A 21,022-nucleotide genomic window follows, 5' to 3' on the forward strand; every position below is an offset into this window, starting at 1 on the left:
TGCTTGTATAAAAATACGCCTTTATTCTCGACCTGGCAACTTTTTCCACGTCACAGTATCCCTTACATATTGCGGCTGGGCGTCAGCTGCATCCACAGATAAGCCTTGTGTGAAACTATCGTCGGCTATAAACAGCATGTAATAAGCATCCGGTAACGTGATATTGTCAATGATTTCGCAGTCAAGCTGTGTGGCAAGCTCTGAGAATGTTTGCCACCCTGTACCAACACCGGCCGCGCCAGTTGATGTAAAATCGATATTTTCAGGTTTAATAACTGTTTCTTCGGTGCTCGGTTGAATAACACCACGAGTTTCGCCGTTGTATTGGCATAAGTAGATCTCACCCATACGTGCATCTATTGCTGACACTACACTGGATTTACCTGTTTCCATGTATGCTTGTTGCGCCATCGCCTGCAAAGTTGAAACGCCAACCAACTTAAGACCTGAAGAATAAGCTAAGCCTTGCGCAACCGCTGTACTTATTCTAACCCCAGTAAAACTGCCCGGCCCACGTCCAAACACAATGCCATCAAGTTCACTAAGCGTGATATCGGCTTCGCGTAAAATACGTTCAACTAAGGGAAGTATCTTTTGGCTATGCTGCTGTGGGCAAACCTCGAAGTGGCGAATAAACTTGCCTTCATAGTGCAATGCAATACTGAGTGCTTCGGTGGAGGCGTCTATGGCCAACAGGTTATTTTTCATTTTTATCAATATTCTCTAAAAATCGGATTGCCTTGTTTAAGTCTCTCGTGCGAGACATATCGGGCAAACTACTTAAAAACGTCTGGCCGTATTTTCTCGTAACTAAGCGATTATCGCAAATAATCAGTACACCTTTATCGTTAGCATCACGAATTAGCCGTCCAACCCCTTGTTTCAACGCGATAACAGCTTGGGGGAGTTGTATTGCATCAAAGGGTTCTAATCCACGCATTTCAGCGTCTCGCATGCGCGCTTGCAACAAAGGGTCATCTGGTGAAGCAAATGGTAGTTTATCAATGACAACACAACTCAACGTCTCACCTCTCACATCCACCCCCTCCCAAAAGGAGGCCGTACCAAGTAGTACGGCGTTACCGTGCCGAATAAATTGCTCTAAAATTATCCGTTTCGATGCTTGACCCTGCATAAAAATGGGATATTGCAGTGCCGTATTCAGCCCTTCGTAGACTAAATGCATCGCGCGATAACTGGTAAAGAGTAAAAATGTACGCCCTTTTGCAGCTTCAATCACCTGTTTTGCAAGCTTTACCAGCGCATGTGGCATTAAGTCGTCACGGCTTTCTGGCAAATAGCGTGGCAGGCAAAGCAAGGCTTGCTGCTTATAGTTAAATGGGCTATCAACAATAAATTGTGAGGTCGGTTTGAGTCCTAAGCTACGACTAAAGTGCTCAAGGGAATTATCAACGGATAAGGTAGCGGAGGTAAATACAAAGCTTGCCTCAGTGGTTTTGACAATTTGTGCAAACTTACTTGATACATCAAGCGGCGTGATATGAATAGATAAAAAGCGCCTTGTGGTTTCGAACCAGTAACTAAATCCAGTTTGACTGGTATCAAAGGCACGTTCAAACTGATTTTTAAAGGTCATGACCTTTTCAAATGGGTGTTCTATTTTTTCACTTCTATCCAGACAAAGTTTGAGCACTTTATAGAGAAAGTCTAAGTTAGCTATCACTCGATGCATGGCATCGCAAATTGGTTTATTCGCCAGCGCCTCACGCCAATCACCACGGGCACCATCGCCACCAAATACCAAACGCAAATCGGCGACACTGGTTTCCAATTTATTGAGTGTTTTGCCAAGTTGCAACATATCTGGAATATCAGAACGGTAGATCACCCTTAAATCGTTAATAAGCGCCTGCAAAGCTTTAGTGCTGATAGTCTCACCAAAGTAGTCACTGGCTATTTCTGGTAATTGATGTGCTTCATCGAAGATATAGCTATCCGCGGTTGGCATTAGCTCCGCAAAGCCTAAATCTTTTACGGCCATATCGGCAAAAAATAAATGATGGTTGATCACCACAACATCGGCATCGACTGCCTTTAATCTTGCCTTTCGGATATAACAGTCTTCGTAGTCTGGGCACTCTTTCCCTAAACAGTTGTCTGCAGTTGAGGTAACGTAGGGTAATACCTTTGCGTCTTCTTCGATACCCACACAGTCGGCTAAGTCTCCACTGTGTGTTTCAGAAGCGAACTTTGCAACCATGGCAAGTTGGTGCATAACATCTGGGTCGTCGGTTGGCACATGGCTCAAATGCTGTGATAAACGATAAGGGCAAAGGTAATTGGCCCTACCCTTTAGCAAAGTGACTTTTTCCCCACTGCCAAGCACCTTTTTTAGGGTTGGCACGTCACGATGGAATAATTGCTCTTGCAAGGCCTTAGAGCCGGTTGAGACGATGACTTTACCTTTAGACTGAAAGGCAGGAATGAGATAAGCAAACGTTTTCCCCGTCCCTGTTCCAGCTTCGGCGATGCATTGTCCACCATTTTGTATGGTTTCTTCTACTGCAATAGCCATATCAATTTGGGGCTGCCTTGGTTGATAGCCTGGGAAGTGCTGGGCTAAAGGCCCCGTAGAAGAGAAAGTCGTAGATACAGCCAAAGTAATGTAGTTTACAAACAGACAGGTCGCGAAATTGTATGTGGCTAAGCACCAAATCGCAAGTAATCATTCAAAACCAGCATACCGACACCAACAATGATTGCCTTCAATTAAAAGTTGCGGTGATTAGCTGAAGAAATGGTAAACAAGCAAATGAGGAGAAGCGCAGTGCTTAAATAAAATACTAAAACAGTTATACTATCAGGAAAACACAGGGGCTAACGCGAGCACAGACAGACCTACAACGAATCAAGCTATAAGGTTCTTTACTGATTTATACGGCATGTTATTTCTCCAGTGTAAAATGGTGAACGGTCAGGTTAAATTAGCTTTGGCTTGACGTGGTGGCTACTGGCCCTAGTGAAATTTGTTGAGCATAAAGATTGAGGGAAAAGCCGTGCGGTATAGCTACACGGCTTAAATATGTACAAAATAAGTCTATTTTGGTCAACAGTTACTTTGTTCAGCTAACAGTGATGGTTGGATCCCATTGATAATATCCTAAAAGCGACTGGCTTTGACCATCTGAACTAAGCGTATATAACGCAAACTGAACTTGAAAGTTTTCAGTGCCTGAGTTTCGCACCTTAGAATCCAGCGTCATAAAGTTTGTGCTTACATGCGCCGCTGGTAAACCATTATTGTTGCCGGAATTAACATTTGGAACTGCTGCTTCAGTGCGATTTACGCTGTTAGTCACAAACGTGTTAAATACCTGAGTACCACCAAATTGTTTGATCCCGTAGATAATCACTGCATCATCGGCGTTGCCGTAAATCGACGTGCCGCTAAAGGAAACATTGTCCCCAGCGTTTGCTCTAAAGTTTAGTACCGCAGTACCTTGTCCACTAACAATGCCTCTGGGATCTGAAGCAATCATAAACTCACTGTTATGATCTATAGGTGTGGGATTATTTTGGTCTTGGCTTGGGTGGGGGTAATGCGCTTTCACGTACTCTGTATCAATGACAATGAGCACATTAATGCTTTCTGAAGATGCTTCTAATGTTGACATGACATTCCTCTCCTATCGGATGAAATTTACAAGAAATTAGTGATCCCTCTCTTGTGGCGTCCTGCACATTCACCATATCATCGAATCACTTTCTTTCACTTAACTTAAAATGGATTTACGGCCTAGAATTTTTATCCTAGCCACCATTTCGTTTATAAACATAGGTGTGAAAATGCTAGATTTGAATTACACGGCATTACACCTTTATAAACAAAATATCTTATTTTTTAATATGGTTGGGGGTAGCGGTTACTAACTTTTTGAAAGGCGGCAGTTTTTCTGGTCTAAGTATTGCGAAGACGAAAAATATCTTTACCAGTTCTGGAAATGTATTGGCACCGAGGTGAAGTGAGTTTAAACTAACAGACGCAACAAAACATTTTACGATCACGCCCATGTATCTAGATTCTCACCTTTATGTTCTTCGTGAGATTTTTCCTCCTCATCCTCTTCATCTTCGCTTTCTTTAATTTTTTCATGCTCAGCAGCTTGGCGTTTAAGTTCGATCTCGGTTTTTAAATCTTTCTTAACTTTTTCAATCTTATAGTGCTGCACACCAGCTACATGAAATGCAGACTTATGAGTTACATCTAGCCGTACGATTGGGCCTAAAAACGGTTTAAACGCATCCATATATTTCTCCACTAACCTATTGTTGATCTTACTTATTATCGGCTGTTATAAGCTATTCTTTAATTTGCGTTAAAAAATGATTGCCAAGTAGAACAAAATTATGTTTATCTATAAATGAACTTTTTGAACAGCAGATATATTACAAAGGTAACATCATGCTAATAACACTGACAGCAATTCATCATCACCATCATCATACGGGATAACCTGTCAGGTATTTCGCTGGTGGGTTATTCCTTAAAGGAACCTCCGGCGAAGCAAAAAGTATAGTCAAAGTTTATTTCGCCCCGAGGTTCCGCCTCGGGGTTTTTCGTTTAAAGAATTAGGAAATAAATAATGAGCAACAGCAACCGTTTAAGAATCGCAATCCAAAAATCAGGCCGTCTTTCAAAGGATTGTCAAGCCCTACTCAAACAACTTGGTGTAAAACTAAACCTACGTGAACAGCGTTTGATCGCCCACTCTACCAACATGCCTATTGATGTACTTAGAGTACGTGATGACGATATTCCCGGCCTTGTAATGGACGGCGTTTGTGATTTAGGCATTGTCGGCGAAAACGTGTTAGAAGAAGCTCAAGCTGAGCGTGTTCGCAACGAGCAGTTTGCTGAAGTCACTAAACTTTCAAGACTGGACTTTGGCTTTTGCCGTTTAGCACTGGCGTGGCCACAAGAGCTAGGTCAACAGGATAAAGCGTGGTTTAACGGCAAACGCATCGCAACCACCTACCCTGAGATTTTAAAGCAATATCTAAAGCGTGAGAACATTGATGCTAGCGTGGTCATGTTAACGGGCTCGGTAGAAGTAGCACCTCGAGCAGGCCTTGCTGACGCCATTTGTGACTTAGTATCAACCGGTGCAACGCTTGAGGCTAATGGCCTTATGCAAGGCGATACCATCTTAGAATCTAATGCTTGCCTCATTCAAAATTCAGCATTGACTGACCAAAGTAAGCTTGCGCTTATCGATAAGTTAATGCCACGCCTTAAAGGGGTGAAACAAGCAAAAGAAAGCAAGTACATCATGATGCATGCACCAAAGAATAAGTTAGATGAAGTATGTGCATTACTTCCAGGTACAGGCCAACCAACTTTACTTGCACTTGCTGGCAGTGATGAATATGTTGCACTTCATATGGTTAGCTCTGAAACCCTATTTTGGGAGACAATGGAAGAGTTAAAGGCGCTCGGTGCTAACTCTATTCTCGTCATGCCAATTGAAAAGATGATGGAGTAACAGCATGTTTGATTGGCAGCAAGCCACCAGCGAGCAACGCAGCGAATGCTTGAGCCGTCCTGCGGTCAAAGTGGGCGATAAAGTAAAAGCAGCAGTTGAAAAGATAATTGATAACGTCGCTCGCAACGGCGACAACGCATTACTTGGTTATGCCGAGCAGTTCGACGCACGTATTAATCCAAGAATACGGGTAACAGGATCAGAGCTTATTGAAAGCGAATTTGCGTTAACACCTGAACTTAAAAGTGCTATTGACCAAGCGTATAGCAACATTAAGAAGTTTCACCAGTTGCAGTTACCACAAAGCAAGAAAATTGAGACTCAGCCAGGCGTGACCTGCGAGCTCAGATATCAAGCGATAGAAGCCGTGGGTTTATATGTGCCAGGTGGTAGCGCGCCACTGCCTTCTTCTGTCTTGATGCAAGGCGTGTGTGCGCAGCTAAGTGGTGCAAAACCAATCGTGTTGGCGACGCCGGTTAAAGGCGGTAGCCAAATACATCCTGCGATTTTGTATGCGGCTAAACTGTGTGGCGTTACGGATGTGATTGAATGTGGTGGTGCAGGTGCAATCGCTGCCATGGCGCTAGGTACTAACAGCGTACCAAAAGTGAACAAAATTTTTGGTCCAGGCAATAGCTTTGTCACAATGGCAAAACAGCTGCTTTCTCAGTCAGTGCCAGGACTTGCGATTGATATGCCGGCAGGCCCTTCGGAGGTGTTAGTGATTGCAGATAAGGGCGCTAATCCAGAATTTATCGCCGCCGATCTACTTTCTCAAGCGGAGCATGGGGAAGACTCGCAAGTCATATTATTGGCGTCTGACAGTCAACTTATCGAAGAAACTGAAGCTGCAATCGAGCGTCAACTAAGCAAGCTTAGTCGCGCTGATATTGCCAGAGCTGCGCTTAAAAACAGCACGCTGATTTTAGTTGAGAGCATAGAGCAAGCATTTGAAATCTCAGCAGAGTATGGGCCAGAACACCTAATCTTACAGATAAGAGATGCAGAGCGTTTCCTGCCGCTAGTAAAAAACGCAGGCTCAGTGTTTGTTGGTGACTATACGCCAGAATCAGCAGGTGACTATGCGTCTGGCACCAACCATGTATTGCCAACCTATGGTTATTCAAAAACCTACTCAAGTTTAAATCTGATGGATTTCTATAAGGCTTACACAGTACAAACCATCACAAAAGAAGGCCTTCGTGGTTTGCGCTCTGCCATTTTACCTTTGGCACAAGCTGAGGGCCTAGATGCACATGCGAACGCCGTTAAAGTGAGGTCGGAGAATAATAATGACTAATATTGCGTTACCAAATAACATTGAAAAGCTTAAGGCTTACAGCTCTGCAAAGAGTGCAAAGTTGACCGGCACCACGTGGCTCAATGCCAATGAAAGTCCATACGCTCGTGTGCTTGAAATGTGCTTTGATAACTTAAACCGTTATCCAGATCCGCAACCTCAAGCGGTAATTGATGCCTATGCAGGCTACGCTAAGGTCGAGCAAACAAATGTACTGATGACGCGTGGAGCCGATGAAGGCATTGAGTTATTAGTACGCACATATTGTGAACCGGCCAAAGATAGCATTGCAATCTTTACCCCTACCTATGGTATGTACAAAGTAACGGCAGACACCCACAACATCGCTATTAATGAATTAAGCCAAGCGCAGCTTGCTAATAACGATGTGGGTTCACTCATCAGTGCAATTGGTGACGCTAAATTGGTATTTGTGTGTAATCCAAATAACCCAACTGGCGCAATACAACCTGCCAGCAAAGTCGCTGCACTTGCTGATAAGCTTAAAGGCCGAGCAATCGTGGTCGTTGATGAAGCTTATATTGAGTTCTGTGAAGAACAAACCTGTGTCGAGCTTATCAAAGAGTTCTCAAACGTTGTTGTGCTGCGTACGCTATCTAAAGCGTTTGCACTGGCAGGACTGCGCGTTGGCTTTATGTTAGCGAGTGAAGCGCTATTGGCACCGGTGAGAAAAGTGATTGCGCCCTACCCTGTTTCTACAGTCGTGGCACAAATAGCAGCAACAGCGTTAACGTCAGATGCGATAACGCAGATGCGCCGGCAAGTCTCTATTTTGAACCTAGCAAAAAAGAAGCTTATACAATGGCTACAAGACAGCGAGTTCGTAAGCGCAATATTATGCGGCGAAGGCAACTTTGTTACTTTACAGCTAACCGACAAACAGTTTGTGGAGCAAGCGATGCGCCAGGGGTTAATCATGCGGCCATTTGTGCTGTTTGGCGAGGACAACTGGCTGCGGATCTCTATCGGCAATGAGCAGGAATTAAAACAAGTAGAAAACTGGCTGAAACAATGCCAAGTCACTGAGGAAGTATCATGAGCGCCCCCTATTTATTCATCGACCGCGATGGCACTATTATCGAAGAGCCAATAACCGATAAACAAGTGGATAGCCTAGAGAAATTGGCACTATTACCCAATGTGATCCCAGCGCTATTACAACTGCAGTCGTTTGGTTATAAGCTAGTGATGGTATCTAACCAAGATGGTCTCGGTACAGATAGCTTCCCTAAAGCTGATTTTGATGCGCCTCAAGATAAAATGATGCAAATCTTAACAAGCCAAGGGATCCGTTTTGAAGAAGTACTGATCTGTCCTCACTTTGACGAAGACAACTGCCAATGTCGCAAACCTAAAACAGGATTACTCACTGAACTGATGCGTTCAGGTAAAGTGAACCTTAGCAAATCATTTGTTATTGGCGATAGGCAAACCGATATTCAGCTTGCAGAAAACCTCTGCATTGAAGGTATTCTCTACAAAGATAACTGGCCTGCTATTGTGACGCAGTTAACCACCTTAAATCGCAGCGCACAAATTGCCAGAAATACCAAAGAAACGCAGATTTCGGTAGCGATAAATCTGGACCAACAAGCCAATGGAGAGATTTCAACGGGGCTTGGTTTTTTCGACCACATGCTAGATCAGATCAGAACTCACGCTAACCTTGGCCTGAATATTCAGGCGAAAGGTGACTTACATATAGACGAGCACCACCTTGTAGAAGATATCGGGATTGCCCTTGGTCAGGCCTTTAAGACCGCGCTTGGCACAAAATCACAAATCGCACGTTATGGCTTTGCGCTGCCGATGGATGAATGTAAAGCAGAATGTCAGTTGGATTTATCTGGACGCGCGTCTTTTGTACTTAATGCTGACTTTACAAGAGATAAAGTGGGCGACTTGGATGTTCAAATGGTTGAGCATTTCTTTAAATCCTTCGCGGATAATGCGGCAGTGAGTTTAATTTTGAGCGTAAGCGAAGGTAATGCCCACCACCAAGTTGAAGGCTTATTCAAAGCATTTTCTCGTGCTATTCGTATGGCAATTGCAGCGGATGCGTCACAGCAAATGGCAAGTTCTAAGGGGTGTTTATGATTGCAATTATTAATACTGGTTGTGCCAATATTAACTCAGTGCGTTTTGCATTTGAGCGCCTTGGTGTCACGCCTGAAGTGATCACTGCACCTGAGAAATTAGTCCGCTTTGAACGAGCCATTTTACCCGGCGTCGGCCACGCCAATGTGGCAATGAAGCGCTTAAATGAGCAAGGCTGGGCAGACGCAATAGCCGATTATCAACGGCCTTTGATGGGGATTTGTTTAGGGATGCAGCTGCTTTGTGAGTCGACTGAAGAAGGGGATATTCCGTGCTTAGGTCGCATTCCGGGTAAGGTTGAGTTATTAGAGACTAACGAGTTAACTGCACCGCACATGGGCTGGAATAATCTTCGTGTGGTGAAGCCCCATGCGCTCACTACAGGGCTCAGTGAACAAGACCAAGTGTACTTCGTGCACAGTTTTGCGCATACCATCAATCAATCGACACTGGTTTCGGGTGAGTACGGTCAAGCGTTTTCTGCGATTGTCGCAAATGACAATTATGCCGGCATGCAATTTCACCCAGAGCGCAGCGGTAAGGTTGGCGCGCAGCTTTTACAAAACTTTATTAATTGGCAGCTATAAAGGACGAACAATGATTATTCCCGCTTTAGATGTATTAGAGAACAATATTGTTCGTTTGTATCAAGGCAAGTACGAAACCGCACAGTTTTACCCATTTAATTTAGCTGAGCGTTTACTTGAATACCAAAATGCAGGTGCTGCCAAGCTACATTTGGTGGATTTAGAAGGCGCTCGTGACCCGAGCAAAAAGCAATGGCGCACTATCCAAGCGGCGACTAAGGCTTTATCTGTTCCCTTTCAGGTAGGCGGTGGTATTCGCAGTATTGACGACGTAAAGCAATGGTTAGATGCCGGAGCTGCCCAAGTGGTGATTGGCTCAATGGCGGTAGATAAACAGCAAGAAGTTGCTGCGTGGATTAAAGCATGTGGCGCCGACAAATTCGTGATTGCACTTGATGTTAACAAAACCGAAAGCGGCTGGTCTCCTGCCACTCACGGCTGGCTAAATGATGCGAAAAGCGATCTATTCGAGCTGTTAGATTTTTATGTTGAGCAAGGTGTGAGTGATTTCTTATGTACGGATATCAGTAAGGATGGCACGATGACAGGTCCATCGTTTGCATTATACGAAGACATCACTAAACATAACGGCGCAATTAAAGTACAAGCATCAGGGGGCGTGAGCTCTCTTGACGATATTGCACGGCTTGCAAAGCAACAAGTAGGTGGAGTAATACTTGGCAAATCGCTACTTGAAGGTGTATTTAGCGTTGAGGAGGCTCTAACATGCTATCAAAACGCATAATTCCTTGTTTAGACGTAAAAGACGGTCAGGTGGTCAAAGGCGTTAAATTCCAAGGCCATGAAGTCGTCGGTGATATTCTTGATCTCGCCCAGCGTTATAGTGAGGCAGGTGCTGATGAACTGGTGTTTTATGAGATCAGTGCTAGCGTAGAAAAGCGTTTACTCGATGTCAATTGGGTAGCTGAAATTGCCAGACATATCGATATACCATTTTGTGTAGCTGGTGGGATTAAATCAGTGGCTGATGCGGCTCGAGTGCTTGAGCAAGGCGCAGATAAGATCTCGATTAACAGCCCTGCCATTGCAAGGCCTGAACTCATTAAAGAGTTACATGACGAATTTGGTAAGCAATGTGTGGTTGTCGGCGTAGACAGCTTCTATGATAAGCAAACTCAGGAATATTTAGTATACCAGTTAACTGGCGATCCGAATGCGGCAAGTCGTACTCGATACAAAACGCACGAATGGGTCAAACGAGTTCAAGACCTTGGCGCTGGAGAGATTGTACTTAATTGTATGAATCAAGATGGCGTGCGTAATGGCTATGATATAGCGCAGCTCAGCGCGATTAGGGCGCTGTGTAAAGTGCCTCTTATCGCTTCTGGCGGCGCGGGTAGTATGCAAGACTTTGTTGATGTATTTAAACAAACTAATGTCGATGGCGCCTTGGCTGCAAGTGTGTTCCATAAAGGCGTGATTGACATTCCAAAGCTCAAGCAGTTCTTAATAAATAATGATGTGGCGGCACGACAATGATTATTAATAAACAAAACATAGCAGAAGTAGATTTTGATAAATCAGCACTCATTCCCGCTATCGTACAAGATGTATTAACCGGGGTAGTGTTGATGCAAGGCTTTATGAACAGAGAAGCTCTTGAGGCGACGCTAGAAAAGCAACTCGTTACTTTTTATTCGCGTTCAAAATCGCGCCTTTGGACCAAAGGTGAAACCTCAAACAATGTATTGACCTTGGTGGAAGTGCATACCGATTGTGATAAAGACAGCCTGCTGATTTACGCAAAGCCGCAAGGTCCAACTTGCCACCTTGGCAGCGAAAGCTGCTTTGCGGAAACCATGCCAGAGCTTGCATTTTTAGGAAAGCTTGAGCGAGTGATTGCCCAGAGGAAAAATGCATCACCTGAAAGCAGCTATACCGCCTCTTTATTTGCTAAAGACTTAAGTCGTAGTTGTCAAAAGGTCGGAGAAGAAGGGGTTGAAGTGGCGCTTGCGGCGATGAAAAACGACAACGAAGAGTTGCTCAATGAGTCCGCAGACTTACTGTATCACCTCATTGTCTTACTTCAGAGGCAGGGCCTTACACTCAGTGAGGTGGTCAGTACGCTAAAAGATAGGCATAAGTAATTTTCGCTTTGGGTAAGTAATCATTTCGTCTATCCCTTCGTTGGCTTGTTCCAGACATCGTGACGAAACAAGCCAGCTTAGTAAAATTGGGATAAACCTGTAATTAGATCAACTCCTGTTCATATAAATAAGGTAAACTTCTCATAGTCTTACAACTATGCAGTGGCAAAATATTAGTCTAACTTTAATGGTGCTACTACGAACAGTATGGAACGGTTTATGAAAACAAGATTACTTGGTCTAATGCTGGCAGGATTGACAGCTGCCGGATGTTCAACATTAACCCCAGAGCAACAAGAAAAGCTCGATGATATGTCTAATTGCGAGAAACTTAATACGCTTCTAAGTGCATCATCCACAGGGTTTTCAGCGCTTAAAGGTGCTGAAGTCGGCGCAAAGTTAATTAACTCTTGGCAGGCTAAGGCACATTTAGTTGGCAATAAATGCCAAATTATAGAAAGCGCTAGTGGAAAATCAAAATATACCTGTTCTGAGCAGTTCAAAGAGTACGAAAACGCAGTAAAAATCCATAACTATGCACAGAGTCTAGCAAGGCAATGTTTAGATCACTCTTGGGCTGGTGATAGCCAAAAGAGTGGCCAGCTAATGCGTACGGACATTACTTCGCCGAGCTCTACTAGCAAAATTGCAATTGAACTGGGCAAAGGCCTCGATAAAGTCTCGCCATGGATAGTTTCGTTTAATGTGACTGAAAAATAAATACAAAATACGGAGAAGTGTTGTGCTTCTTCTGCCCTATCCCACCCTAGGATTCCTCGTTTGCAATCCCCTTGACTTTGTCTGTTTAAGCGTTAATAAATTTTTCATTGTTGCTTTACTCGATTCTAATGTCGCTTCGCGTAGCGTCTTTTATATAAAAATAGTGAATAGTAATTGTGGTGTAACGCGATACAAATTTAGAAAAAATAAGCTGTATGTATTTTGAGCGGAGTTGGGATCTGCAACAGTCTGTATTTAATTGATGTTGATTATGCATTTCTTTGGTTTTTTGTGTTAATAAAAAAGCTTGTTTATTAAGAAAAGGTAGCGTTTAATTCAGATGCTATTTTTGTTGTTGGCGCTAAATTAACTACTATTTTTAAAGGAATTAAGATGAACACATTAATAAAGCTTTCAGCTCTATCCTTCTCTGTTGCAATGCTTAGCACTCCTGCTTCTGCTAATGAACAAGCTAAGCCATTCGAGTATACAGTAAATGGCAGTGTATATGAGATCCCCGCTTCTCAAGCTAAGAATTTAGATGAGATAATTGCGCTAATAGAAACTAATAACGATGTTTCAGGTTATGACGTTACTGAGACTAAATTAGCGAAAACTGAGAGCACTGAAATTGCCAGTGATTTTTCAACGCTAGCTGGTGGTAACTTACGTGTTTATAGTGAACTCAATACGGGGTATTTAAATGATTTTGACCAAGCATTTACTTACACTTGTCCAAGTAATATGTTTATTAAATCAATTTCAAGCTACCACCAAGATAAGCAAGAAGACAGACGTTTTAGCTTAGTCTGTGCAAAATTTACAACGGATAGTGGTAGTCGCATTTATCGTAAAACGACTAAGTGGAGCGGTTACGTAAATTCATACGATCAAGCGTTTAACTTTGTTTGTCCTAATGGTCAATTCTTTGTCGGAATGTCAAGTCGTCACGATAATGGTACAGAAGACCGCTTGTTTAACTTTAATTGCGCATCTATGGCAACCTCTAGCGCAGGCGCTGCACTATTCGCTGAATCATGTATTACAACACAATACACAGGCTACGACCAACCTTGGACATTAGGTGGTAATGGTGCAATCATCGGCATGTCAAGTCGCCATGATAACAGAACGGAAGACCGTCAAACTGCAGTGAGTTACTGCTCAGCTGCGAGTGATTGGTAATAATTTCCTTTAGAGTAGGGTTGATACCCTACTCTCATGTCAGAATTTGGTCATTTCATTGTCATACAAAAGTCGCACACTCATAATGTAATTAGTTAGCGGATTTAAGAGTTATCGTGACCAAACCGAATATTTTTCTTATCAATTTAGATTCTTGCACTGATAGACTCAAGGAGTCTACTTTCCAGTTTGATAAGTTCTCTCTACCCTTTGAAAGGATTAGCGCTGTAAAAGGCGCAGAGCTGAGCGCAGACGTTATAGATACGAGCTATTGTAAGTTAAAAAACGCTAAGCAATATTTTCGCCCTTTAACCTTGGGTGAAATAGGTTGTTATCTAAGTCATATCAAAGCACTTGAAAAAATTGTTGAGTTAGAATTGCCCTATGCTTTTATTTTTGAAGATGATTTTCAACTCCACCACGACTTAGCACAGATAGACCAACTGATTACTTCATTGCCATTTGGTTGGGATATGATCAAGCTATTCCAATCTCCGAAGAACAAACGCACTCCGATTGCAAGCTTTCCGCTAAATAAATCGTTATCGTTATTTATGCAAAATAAAGTACCCGCCGGAACCGTCGCTCAGCTTGTAAGTTTTGAGGGGGCGAAGAAAATATTATCTAAGTCAACTCCTTTCGGTAGGCCTATAGATATTGATTATCAACATTTTTGGGAAAAACAGCTCAGTGTATTTGTAATGAGTCCTTGTCCTGTTAGTCATGGTGAAAAGTTTGCGAGTACCATAGATAGAGCTCCAAGTGTTACAGGAGCAAAGCGGTATTTTTGGCGTAAACAATTGCTTCAGATAAATAAGTTTATAAAAAACAAGTTTTATCGCGGACTGGTTCTCAAACGCTATCAGCAACACTTCTAGTTATATGATGCGAAAGCCGCTGTACGCCTTTTGAACAATGGGTTTTATACTTGTACGGAATAGAGAAAAATTCGTGTTAAAAGTGTAATTTATGGGAAGACTTCTGAAAAAGATGTGCTAGTATCTAAGATTATTGCAATAAGTTTAACTTTTTGCTTAAACCATTAATAATAACAACGTTGAGGGAGCACAGACGTGTCTATAGAAATCAACTTTGAACTCTCTGATTCAGATCTTGAACACTTCCGTGGAATGATGAAAGCTGCTATTGAGAAAAGTGGCGATGTGAGTGATGCCGAAATTATAGCTAAAGCGCGTAATTTAGTGGCAACGATGGAAAAATCCAACCTTCCTGAATTTGTTAGCACTCGTCTGATTTCGTTACAAACGCTAATTGACGCAGTGTTAGACGAAGAATGGCAAATGCCAGAAGATGAAAAGCGTGAAATCATGGCTTCTCTTGCTTATTTCAGTGAACCAGAAGATATCGTTCCAGATCATATCCCAGTATTAGGCTATGTCGATGATGCGATTATGATTGAACTTGTGTTACAAGAACTGTCGCTAGACTTAAAAGCATACAGAGAATTCTGTGGCTTTAGAGCAACTGAAGAAGCAAGACGTGGTGATAACGCTAAGGTAGATCGTGAAAGCTGGCTCGCGGGCACGCGCTCTCAGATCCGCTCTTCTATGCGTAGAAGTCGCTCTAAAAACCGTTCACGTTTCTTCTCTCGTATTATGTAGGTTAAGTTGCCCTAAGTTTAGCTAATTGCTTTTTAGCTTAGGGCTGTGGACTATAAAAGGGCTGATAATCATCAGCCCTTTTTGATTGCCATTATTTTATTTCATTTGGGTGAGAAACCCCCATCCACGCTTTATAAAGTAACGCTTGCTCGCTTGATGGGTTAGGCGTAAATGTTATCTTTTTAGGCTTATCATGGTCGCGGTCAAGCTTGATTTTCGTATTCATCAACTTATCACGACGGATAAAATCTACCGTGATTGTTTGACCTGGCTTGAAGTTTTCTAAGCTCGCTTTTAAATCTTTACGAACATGGTGCTTATCAAATGCAACGATAAGGTCGCCTGCTGTTAGCCCCGCTTGCCATGCATTTCCATCTCGAGCTACATGGGTCAGCTCCAGTAATTCACCCTTTTGTCTTGCCATACCATCTAAGCCTGCAATCACTTTTGCTGACTTAGGATAATCATAAACAAGTCCTACTTTGTCGAGTAATGTGTCAAAATCTATGTTCGCTGGTGTATCAACATATTCATTCCACCAAGTATTGTAGTCTTGACCGGTAAGCACTTTTAGGATGTTTTTAACATCTTCACTGGTGAAGCTATTTGGCAATTTATGCTGTTGGTAAAGTGCTTTATGAACGTCACGGTAGCTAATTTTTCCGTTTGATTTTTCGAGTAAGTCGATATCAAGTGCCATGGACACCAACGCACCTTCTGAATAGATATTGGTGCTGTAATTTATCCCATGATCGCCACCTTGATTGATCCATTTATCAAAGCTCGTTGCAGCAACCGACTGAACATGACGACCAGGAGTTTTCAAATGACGATTAACACGCTTAGTCAGCATTTTAAGATATTCGTCATTGGTGGTGATCCCTGCACTTAGCAGCAAATAATCCTCAAAGTAGCTGGTTGAGCCCTCTGCTAGCCACAACAAATCCGTGTAATTTGGTGCTACGTAATCATAAGGAACCATGCCTGCTGGACGATAGTTTTTGACATTCCACGTGTGGATGAATTCATGTGCGGCTGTAGAGATAAAACCAATGTAGTCATCTCTTTCTTTAAAACTGTCTCTATGTCTTTGAATAATCGTCGAGTTTAAGTGCTCTGTTGCCCCTCGTGCACCGCTGGTTGCATGCACCATAAAGACATAACGGTCATAAGGATAATCGTGCCAAATGAGCGTGCCGGTTTGAACGAGTTTTTTAAGATCGGCTAGCATTTGGTCAACGTCATAGTTGCCCTCGCCCCAAATAACTAGTTCATATCTACGGCCATCCACTTCAAATTTGTGCAGCTGATTAATACCAGTCTCAATAGGAGAATCTAACAATATGTCATAGTTATCGGCTTTGAAACTGTTTTTTGAATCGGCAAACTCCATACCGGAGACTGAGCGCCAGCCTTTAGGTGCATTGAGTTCAACAGAAACAGGCTCTGATCTGAAAGATTCACTAAACATCAAAAAGCCAGATGCATCGATAAACGCGTGGGTGTCATCTATGTGTCTGGCTCGAAGACCTAACTCATTGGCATAAACCTGATAGTTAACCGTCAGCTCGGTAGGCTCGCTAAGGTGTACGCGCCATGTGTTTTTATCAATTTTTTCCCATTTTTGTGATTGCCCGCTTTGAGATTTGGCGTCAAAAAAGCGTACGCCGTTGGCTAAATCCAATATCTCGTAGCGACCTGTACGCCAATCTGGAAGTTGCACATCAATGCTTGATTGTGAGGATTTTGGAAATTTAACTTCTACTTCCGCAAGGTGATGCTGCGGTTGTGTAATTGAAATACGGTAGTCAACGTCAGCATAAGCACTAAATGTTGCTGCACATGCTAAGGCAATAAGGCTTTTTTTCATTATTTTTGTATCGGTAATTCGAGATAAAATCAATTTACCAAATCAGCGACTTACACGCTAAGTAATATCGATGAGTAAACAGCAAACTCCGATACATTACCACGTTAAATTTCCGCGCATAACAGCGTAATTTGTTGTAGACTTGGTAACTAAGAGATTATTTTATGATTGGAAATCTGTGACTGACAATGCCTTAATGCTCGAGCAGAAATTAAAGCAAGCCATAGAGGCTAGAAAAACGCTTGAGGATGCAAGAAAACAACAAGTAGAACTCCTTACTCAGTTTGCTGCAAAGTTATCCTTAGCCTGCAAAGGGCAAGATGTTTCACTTGATAATCAGTTAGCTAAATTTCGTATTGCACTTAATAAAGGCGTCGATTTTGAGCTGCTTGTGCCTTTTATCGATGGAATTTCCGAGCCGCTAAAGTCACAAGAAGTGACCAATTCAAATAATCAAAAAGCATTGCAAACGGCAATTCAGCAAAGCGGAAAGTTACTGCAGAAGCTCAAGGGATTACCAGATGAGTCGCGCAGAAAATTGCGTCATTTATTGGATGTAGAACTTGAAGATATCAACTCTACTAATGCTTACATCCCCGCGTTAGAGTCTTTGGTTTCTATCTACCATACGGTTTTACAATCAAAAGTAGAAATTACAGAAGAAACATCTCATAGCCACCACCCAGAACTAGCTGCTGAACTTCAAGCTTTGATCAACGAATTAATTTTCGAAGATGAAGTAATAGAAAAGGTTAAAGAGATCCGCGCAAGCGTTGCGGAAAACAACAGTTTAGATAATCTATATTCAGCAGCGACAGAAATCATTAAAATTATTGCGCAAACGATTGCCAAAGAGCGCCAATCCGCACAAGGTTTTTTGGTTTCACTGAATCAAACACTGGAAGAGCTACATCGCTCTATTGTTGAAACAACGGCGCGTTCAAAATCAACATCTAAAGAACTACAGTCGTTAAACAATAAAATAGAACTAAAAATTCAAAACTTAAATCAGCAAACCCAAAACGCCAGCTCAATAACTGAGCTTAAAGCCTTGGTCGACAACGAGTTGAAACTACTGAGTGCTGATTTGATAGAGCGTGAAAAGCTCGAAAAAAATGAGCGTGAGGCGCTGCTTGACTCATTTGATGCAATTAATAATCGTATCAACACCTTAGAGTCCAAAGTTTCAAATTATAAAAAGCGACTCAGCGAACAAAAGTTCAAAAGCCTATTGGATAGCTTAACTAAGTTACCAAATAGAGCAGCTTTCGATGAGCGTCTAACCCATGAAATGCACCTATTTGAGATAAACGACTCAGATGTGACGCTGGTTGTTATCGACGTTGATCACTTTAAATCTATCAACGACCGTTATGGTCATAGTGCGGGCGACAAAACATTGCAAGTGATCGCACGAGCCCTTAAAAAGTCTATTAGGAAAAGCGATTTTATCGCACGCTACGGCGGTGAGGAATTTGTTTTGCTAATGCCAGGTATGCCGCTGACTCATGCGCAAAAACCGCTTGAAAAAGTAAGGCAAGTCATTAAATCTATACCATTCAAATTTAAAGAAAAAGAAGTCGAAATTACGATTTCTCTCGGTGCTACTCAGTTTGTCAAAGGGGACACTGCGTTGAGTGCTTTTGACCGAGCTGATGCAGCGCTTTATGAAGCGAAGAATAGCGGGCGAGATAGATTGTGTTTTAAGTAAATAGAGTTAACTTGGGTAAAGGCTGAGTTGCGAGACATTATACTCGTCCCCGCTTTGTTCAGTTATACCAATTCGCTGCGCATTACAAACAAGGAGTAAGCCTATGCAAGTAGAGCTAAACCCAACTGGGGTTCTTAACTTATTATCAAGATTGGAAGTCGATTTACTTCAGCAGTCAACCACAAGTGAGAGATATAGGCTTTTTAGAAATTGTGCATTGGCGGTATTGAATGTAGGTAGTCATACCGATTCCAGCTCTGAAATCTACGATAAATACGAAGATTTTGATATTCAGCTACTCGCACGCGAGCGAGGAATAAAAATTGCGTTAAGCAATCCCCCCGAGTCTGCTTTTGTCGATGGTCAAATAATTACCGGTATCCATGAGCACATATTTTCCGTGATCCGCGACATACTTTTTATTTGTCAAAAATATTACGGTGAAAATAAATCGCCGGTAGAAATTACCCATATGGTTTTTGACATGCTGCGTAACGCTGATGCGCTTGAAGTGAATAAAGACCCTAACATGATTGTCTGTTGGGGCGGCCATTCAATTAATGAAGTTGAATACAAATACACCAAGGAAGTGGGTTATCAACTCGGTCTTCGCGGCCTAAACATTTGTACTGGTTGTGGACCGGGTGCAATGAAAGGCCCGATGAAGGGGGCAACAATTGGCCATGCTAAGCAACGGATCTCGAATAACCGTTATTTAGGCCTTACCGAACCCAGTATTATAGCCGCTGAACCGCCTAACCCAATTGTTAATGAATTAGTGATTTTGCCTGATATTGAAAAGCGTCTTGAAGCTTTTATCCGTATTGCGCATGGCATCATTATTTTCCCAGGTGGTGCTGGAACAGCTGAAGAGCTGCTTTATTTACTGGGTATTTTGTTACATCCAGAAAATGAAAAGCAATGCTTACCTGTGATCTTAACTGGCCCTAAAGAGTCAGCGGCATATTTTGAAGAACTCAGTGCTTTCATTGAAAAAACACTTGGGAAAGAAGCTCTGTCTAAGTTTGAAATTATCGTAGACAATCCAGAGCTGGTAGCCAAAAAGCTCAAACAGTCGATGGCAACGGTGCGCGAGTATCGTAAGTCTGAAGGTGATGCCTATTACTTTAATTGGACATTAAAGATTGAAAATGATTTTCAGCACCCATTTGCACCAACGCATGAAAATATGTCGAGCTTAGACTTACACCTAGAGCAACCAAAACAATTACTGGCTGCTAACTTAAGACGTGCTTTTTCTGGTATTGTTGCCGGTAACGTGAAGGATGAAGGTATTACAGCAATTAAACAGCATGGTCCGTATGAATTAAGTGGTGATAAATCACTGATGGCCGATATGGATAAGCTGTTGGGTGCATTTGTAGCTCAGGGGCGAATGAAGCTACCTGGGAGCAAATATATACCGTGTTATAAAATTAAAGCTTAGAGTGAATGAATAATTTGTTGTTAATAGATGCGCTTAACCTTATCAGGCGCATCTATGCTGTTAATGAACCAAAAGGTACTAAAGAACAAGAGGCCCATATAAAGGCCTCTTGTCTTCGTGTAGAACAAGCGACTCGTAGCTTGTTACGCAAAACGGGGGCGACACACGCCGTTGCGGTCTTTGATGGTGATAAAAGTTGGCGTTATCACTTTTACCCAAAATATAAAATAAGCCGTCAACCTATGCCCGAATTTCTAAATCAGAACCTCGACAAGTTTTCACAAGCGTTCGCAAGTGTTGGTGTTAAATCATTTAATCCCGAACATGATGAAGCTGACGATGTGATAGCGACGCTTGCCTGTAAAGCCGCAGCTGTCAATGTTAACTGCACGATAGTATCGACTGATAAAGGCTTCTTACCCCTGATAAATGATGCTATCTCTGTGTACGACTACTTTAAAAAGTCGATAATTTCGCTCGAAGATATCAAAAGTCGATTTTCTGTCACCCAAAGCAAGCTCGAAATGTTTTGGGCGTTAAGTGGCGACAAGACGAACGATATTCCCGGTGTTGTTGGGGTTGGTATCAAGACGGCGCAAGAGCTACTCGCAAAGCATGACGATTTTGAAAGTATGCTAAAAGATGAGACAGTAAAGCCTGCTGCAAAAGCAAAATTAGAGGCTGGAGCAAGCGACTATGTTACCAGCCTTGCGCTAGTGACTCTAAGAAGAGATATTGAAATTGGCTTTAGTTTGAAGGATATACGAGTGGTTTGAAGGAACTTTTGATTGGCAATGTATTACATCGTCGCTAAGCGCTAGGCGAAAGTAGATGACTTTGATATATTGCA

20 protein-coding genes are annotated in these 21,022 nt (G+C 42.4%); 15 read left to right on the forward strand and 5 right to left on the reverse strand.

Annotated elements, in window-relative coordinates; all coding sequences use genetic code 11:
- Positions 1-21: 21 nt before the first annotated feature.
- The 4 genes from tsaB to PNC201_RS19410 all read right to left on the reverse strand — a co-directional run bounded on the left by tsaB (position 22) and on the right by PNC201_RS19410 (position 4,268).
- On the reverse strand, positions 22-708 hold the full coding sequence (tsaB, locus tag PNC201_RS19395) for a tRNA (adenosine(37)-N6)-threonylcarbamoyltransferase complex dimerization subunit type 1 TsaB (protein WP_102058088.1): 687 nt from the start codon (positions 706-708) through the stop codon (positions 22-24).
- Positions 698-2,536 carry an ATP-dependent DNA helicase gene (locus PNC201_RS19400; protein ID WP_102058089.1) on the reverse strand — a complete coding sequence of 613 codons (1,839 nt, stop codon included), beginning with the start codon at positions 2,534-2,536 and terminating at the stop codon, positions 698-700. Before PNC201_RS19400 ends, tsaB begins: the two co-directional genes overlap by 11 nt.
- Positions 2,537-3,083: 547 nt before the next feature.
- Positions 3,084-3,635: an inclusion body family protein gene (locus PNC201_RS19405; RefSeq protein WP_102058090.1), complete on the reverse strand. Its 552-nt coding sequence runs from the start codon at positions 3,633-3,635 to the stop codon at positions 3,084-3,086.
- Positions 3,636-4,022: 387 nt separating this feature from the next.
- Positions 4,023-4,268 carry a hypothetical protein gene (locus tag PNC201_RS19410; RefSeq protein WP_010605471.1) on the reverse strand — a complete coding sequence of 82 codons (246 nt, stop codon included), beginning with the start codon at positions 4,266-4,268 and terminating at the stop codon, positions 4,023-4,025.
- 336 nt (positions 4,269-4,604) lie between these two features.
- Between PNC201_RS19410 and hisG the strand changes: the two genes are divergently transcribed.
- From hisG to PNC201_RS19470, 12 genes are all read left to right on the forward strand, one after another.
- Entirely contained in the window at positions 4,605-5,504 is a 900-nt protein-coding gene (hisG, locus tag PNC201_RS19415; RefSeq protein ID WP_102058091.1) for an ATP phosphoribosyltransferase, read from the forward strand.
- A 4-nt stretch (positions 5,505-5,508) separates the two neighbouring features.
- Positions 5,509-6,804: a histidinol dehydrogenase gene (gene hisD / locus PNC201_RS19420; protein ID WP_102058092.1), complete on the forward strand. Its 1,296-nt coding sequence runs from the start codon at positions 5,509-5,511 to the stop codon at positions 6,802-6,804.
- Positions 6,797-7,864 (forward strand): histidinol-phosphate transaminase, encoded by a 1,068-nt coding sequence (gene hisC / locus PNC201_RS19425; RefSeq protein WP_102058093.1) that lies wholly within the window; start codon positions 6,797-6,799, stop codon positions 7,862-7,864. The genes hisD and hisC overlap by 8 nt, the downstream gene beginning before the upstream one ends.
- Positions 7,861-8,922 (forward strand): bifunctional histidinol-phosphatase/imidazoleglycerol-phosphate dehydratase HisB, encoded by a 1,062-nt coding sequence (hisB, locus tag PNC201_RS19430; RefSeq protein ID WP_102058094.1) that lies wholly within the window; start codon positions 7,861-7,863, stop codon positions 8,920-8,922. The genes hisC and hisB overlap by 4 nt, the downstream gene beginning before the upstream one ends.
- Positions 8,919-9,509, forward strand: a complete 591-nt coding sequence (gene hisH, locus PNC201_RS19435; protein ID WP_102058095.1) for an imidazole glycerol phosphate synthase subunit HisH — start codon at positions 8,919-8,921, stop codon at positions 9,507-9,509. Before hisB ends, hisH begins: the two co-directional genes overlap by 4 nt.
- Positions 9,510-9,519: 10 nt before the next feature.
- The gene (locus tag PNC201_RS19440) at positions 9,520-10,254 is read left to right on the forward strand and encodes a 1-(5-phosphoribosyl)-5-[(5-phosphoribosylamino)methylideneamino] imidazole-4-carboxamide isomerase (protein WP_102058096.1); all 735 of its coding nucleotides are present in this window, start codon (positions 9,520-9,522) and stop codon (positions 10,252-10,254) included.
- Entirely contained in the window at positions 10,236-11,009 is a 774-nt protein-coding gene (gene hisF, locus PNC201_RS19445; RefSeq protein ID WP_102058097.1) for an imidazole glycerol phosphate synthase subunit HisF, read from the forward strand. Before PNC201_RS19440 ends, hisF begins: the two co-directional genes overlap by 19 nt.
- Positions 11,006-11,617, forward strand: a complete 612-nt coding sequence (gene hisIE / locus PNC201_RS19450; protein ID WP_102058098.1) for a bifunctional phosphoribosyl-AMP cyclohydrolase/phosphoribosyl-ATP diphosphatase HisIE — start codon at positions 11,006-11,008, stop codon at positions 11,615-11,617. Before hisF ends, hisIE begins: the two co-directional genes overlap by 4 nt.
- A gap of 219 nt (positions 11,618-11,836) precedes the next feature.
- On the forward strand, positions 11,837-12,337 hold the full coding sequence (locus PNC201_RS19455) for a hypothetical protein (RefSeq protein WP_010605480.1): 501 nt from the start codon (positions 11,837-11,839) through the stop codon (positions 12,335-12,337).
- A 393-nt stretch (positions 12,338-12,730) separates the two neighbouring features.
- Positions 12,731-13,522 (forward strand): dermatopontin-like protein, encoded by a 792-nt coding sequence (locus PNC201_RS19460; RefSeq protein WP_010605481.1) that lies wholly within the window; start codon positions 12,731-12,733, stop codon positions 13,520-13,522.
- A gap of 116 nt (positions 13,523-13,638) precedes the next feature.
- A complete protein-coding gene (locus PNC201_RS19465; protein ID WP_102058099.1) occupies positions 13,639-14,400 on the forward strand; it encodes a glycosyltransferase family 25 protein in 762 nt (253 codons plus the stop codon).
- A 195-nt stretch (positions 14,401-14,595) separates the two neighbouring features.
- Entirely contained in the window at positions 14,596-15,144 is a 549-nt protein-coding gene (locus PNC201_RS19470; protein ID WP_010605483.1) for a YkvA family protein, read from the forward strand.
- A gap of 91 nt (positions 15,145-15,235) precedes the next feature.
- Here PNC201_RS19470 and PNC201_RS19475 read toward each other — a convergent pair whose 3' ends face one another.
- A complete protein-coding gene (locus tag PNC201_RS19475; RefSeq protein WP_102058100.1) occupies positions 15,236-17,014 on the reverse strand; it encodes a M61 family metallopeptidase in 1,779 nt (592 codons plus the stop codon).
- 178 nt (positions 17,015-17,192) lie between these two features.
- On the opposite strand from PNC201_RS19475, the gene PNC201_RS19480 reads away from it, so the two are divergent.
- The 3 genes from PNC201_RS19480 to xni all read left to right on the forward strand — a co-directional run bounded on the left by PNC201_RS19480 (position 17,193) and on the right by xni (position 20,948).
- Positions 17,193-18,725, forward strand: coding sequence for a GGDEF domain-containing protein (locus PNC201_RS19480; protein ID WP_102058101.1), 1,533 nt, complete (start codon positions 17,193-17,195; stop codon positions 18,723-18,725).
- Positions 18,726-18,828: 103 nt separating this feature from the next.
- Positions 18,829-20,172: a nucleotide 5'-monophosphate nucleosidase PpnN gene (gene ppnN, locus PNC201_RS19485; RefSeq protein WP_102058102.1), complete on the forward strand. Its 1,344-nt coding sequence runs from the start codon at positions 18,829-18,831 to the stop codon at positions 20,170-20,172.
- A gap of 5 nt (positions 20,173-20,177) precedes the next feature.
- Positions 20,178-20,948 carry a flap endonuclease Xni gene (gene xni / locus PNC201_RS19490; RefSeq protein ID WP_102058103.1) on the forward strand — a complete coding sequence of 257 codons (771 nt, stop codon included), beginning with the start codon at positions 20,178-20,180 and terminating at the stop codon, positions 20,946-20,948.
- The last annotated feature ends 74 nt before the right edge of the window (positions 20,949-21,022 follow it).

The organism is Pseudoalteromonas sp. NC201 (assembly GCF_002850255.1).
Classification (GTDB): Bacteria; Pseudomonadota; Gammaproteobacteria; order Enterobacterales; family Alteromonadaceae; genus Pseudoalteromonas.

Excerpts from the sequence above, each read along its gene's own strand:
- tsaB (WP_102058088.1), bottom strand. The coding sequence starts at position 708 with ATGAAAAATAACCTGTTGGCCATAGACGCCTCCACCGAAGCACTCAGT.
- PNC201_RS19400 (WP_102058089.1), bottom strand. The coding sequence starts at position 2,536 with ATGGCTATTGCAGTAGAAGAAACCATACAAAATGGTGGACAATGCATC.
- PNC201_RS19405 (WP_102058090.1), bottom strand. The coding sequence starts at position 3,635 with ATGTCAACATTAGAAGCATCTTCAGAAAGCATTAATGTGCTCATTGTC.
- PNC201_RS19410 (WP_010605471.1), bottom strand. The coding sequence starts at position 4,268 with ATGGATGCGTTTAAACCGTTTTTAGGCCCAATCGTACGGCTAGATGTA.
- hisG (WP_102058091.1), top strand. The coding sequence starts at position 4,605 with ATGAGCAACAGCAACCGTTTAAGAATCGCAATCCAAAAATCAGGCCGT.
- hisD (WP_102058092.1), top strand. The coding sequence starts at position 5,509 with ATGTTTGATTGGCAGCAAGCCACCAGCGAGCAACGCAGCGAATGCTTG.
- hisC (WP_102058093.1), top strand. The coding sequence starts at position 6,797 with ATGACTAATATTGCGTTACCAAATAACATTGAAAAGCTTAAGGCTTAC.
- hisB (WP_102058094.1), top strand. The coding sequence starts at position 7,861 with ATGAGCGCCCCCTATTTATTCATCGACCGCGATGGCACTATTATCGAA.
- hisH (WP_102058095.1), top strand. The coding sequence starts at position 8,919 with ATGATTGCAATTATTAATACTGGTTGTGCCAATATTAACTCAGTGCGT.
- PNC201_RS19440 (WP_102058096.1), top strand. The coding sequence starts at position 9,520 with ATGATTATTCCCGCTTTAGATGTATTAGAGAACAATATTGTTCGTTTG.
- hisF (WP_102058097.1), top strand. The coding sequence starts at position 10,236 with ATGCTATCAAAACGCATAATTCCTTGTTTAGACGTAAAAGACGGTCAG.
- hisIE (WP_102058098.1), top strand. The coding sequence starts at position 11,006 with ATGATTATTAATAAACAAAACATAGCAGAAGTAGATTTTGATAAATCA.
- PNC201_RS19455 (WP_010605480.1), top strand. The coding sequence starts at position 11,837 with ATGAAAACAAGATTACTTGGTCTAATGCTGGCAGGATTGACAGCTGCC.
- PNC201_RS19460 (WP_010605481.1), top strand. The coding sequence starts at position 12,731 with ATGAACACATTAATAAAGCTTTCAGCTCTATCCTTCTCTGTTGCAATG.
- PNC201_RS19475 (WP_102058100.1), bottom strand. The coding sequence starts at position 17,014 with ATGAAAAAAAGCCTTATTGCCTTAGCATGTGCAGCAACATTTAGTGCT.
- ppnN (WP_102058102.1), top strand. The coding sequence starts at position 18,829 with ATGCAAGTAGAGCTAAACCCAACTGGGGTTCTTAACTTATTATCAAGA.
- xni (WP_102058103.1), top strand. The coding sequence starts at position 20,178 with ATGAATAATTTGTTGTTAATAGATGCGCTTAACCTTATCAGGCGCATC.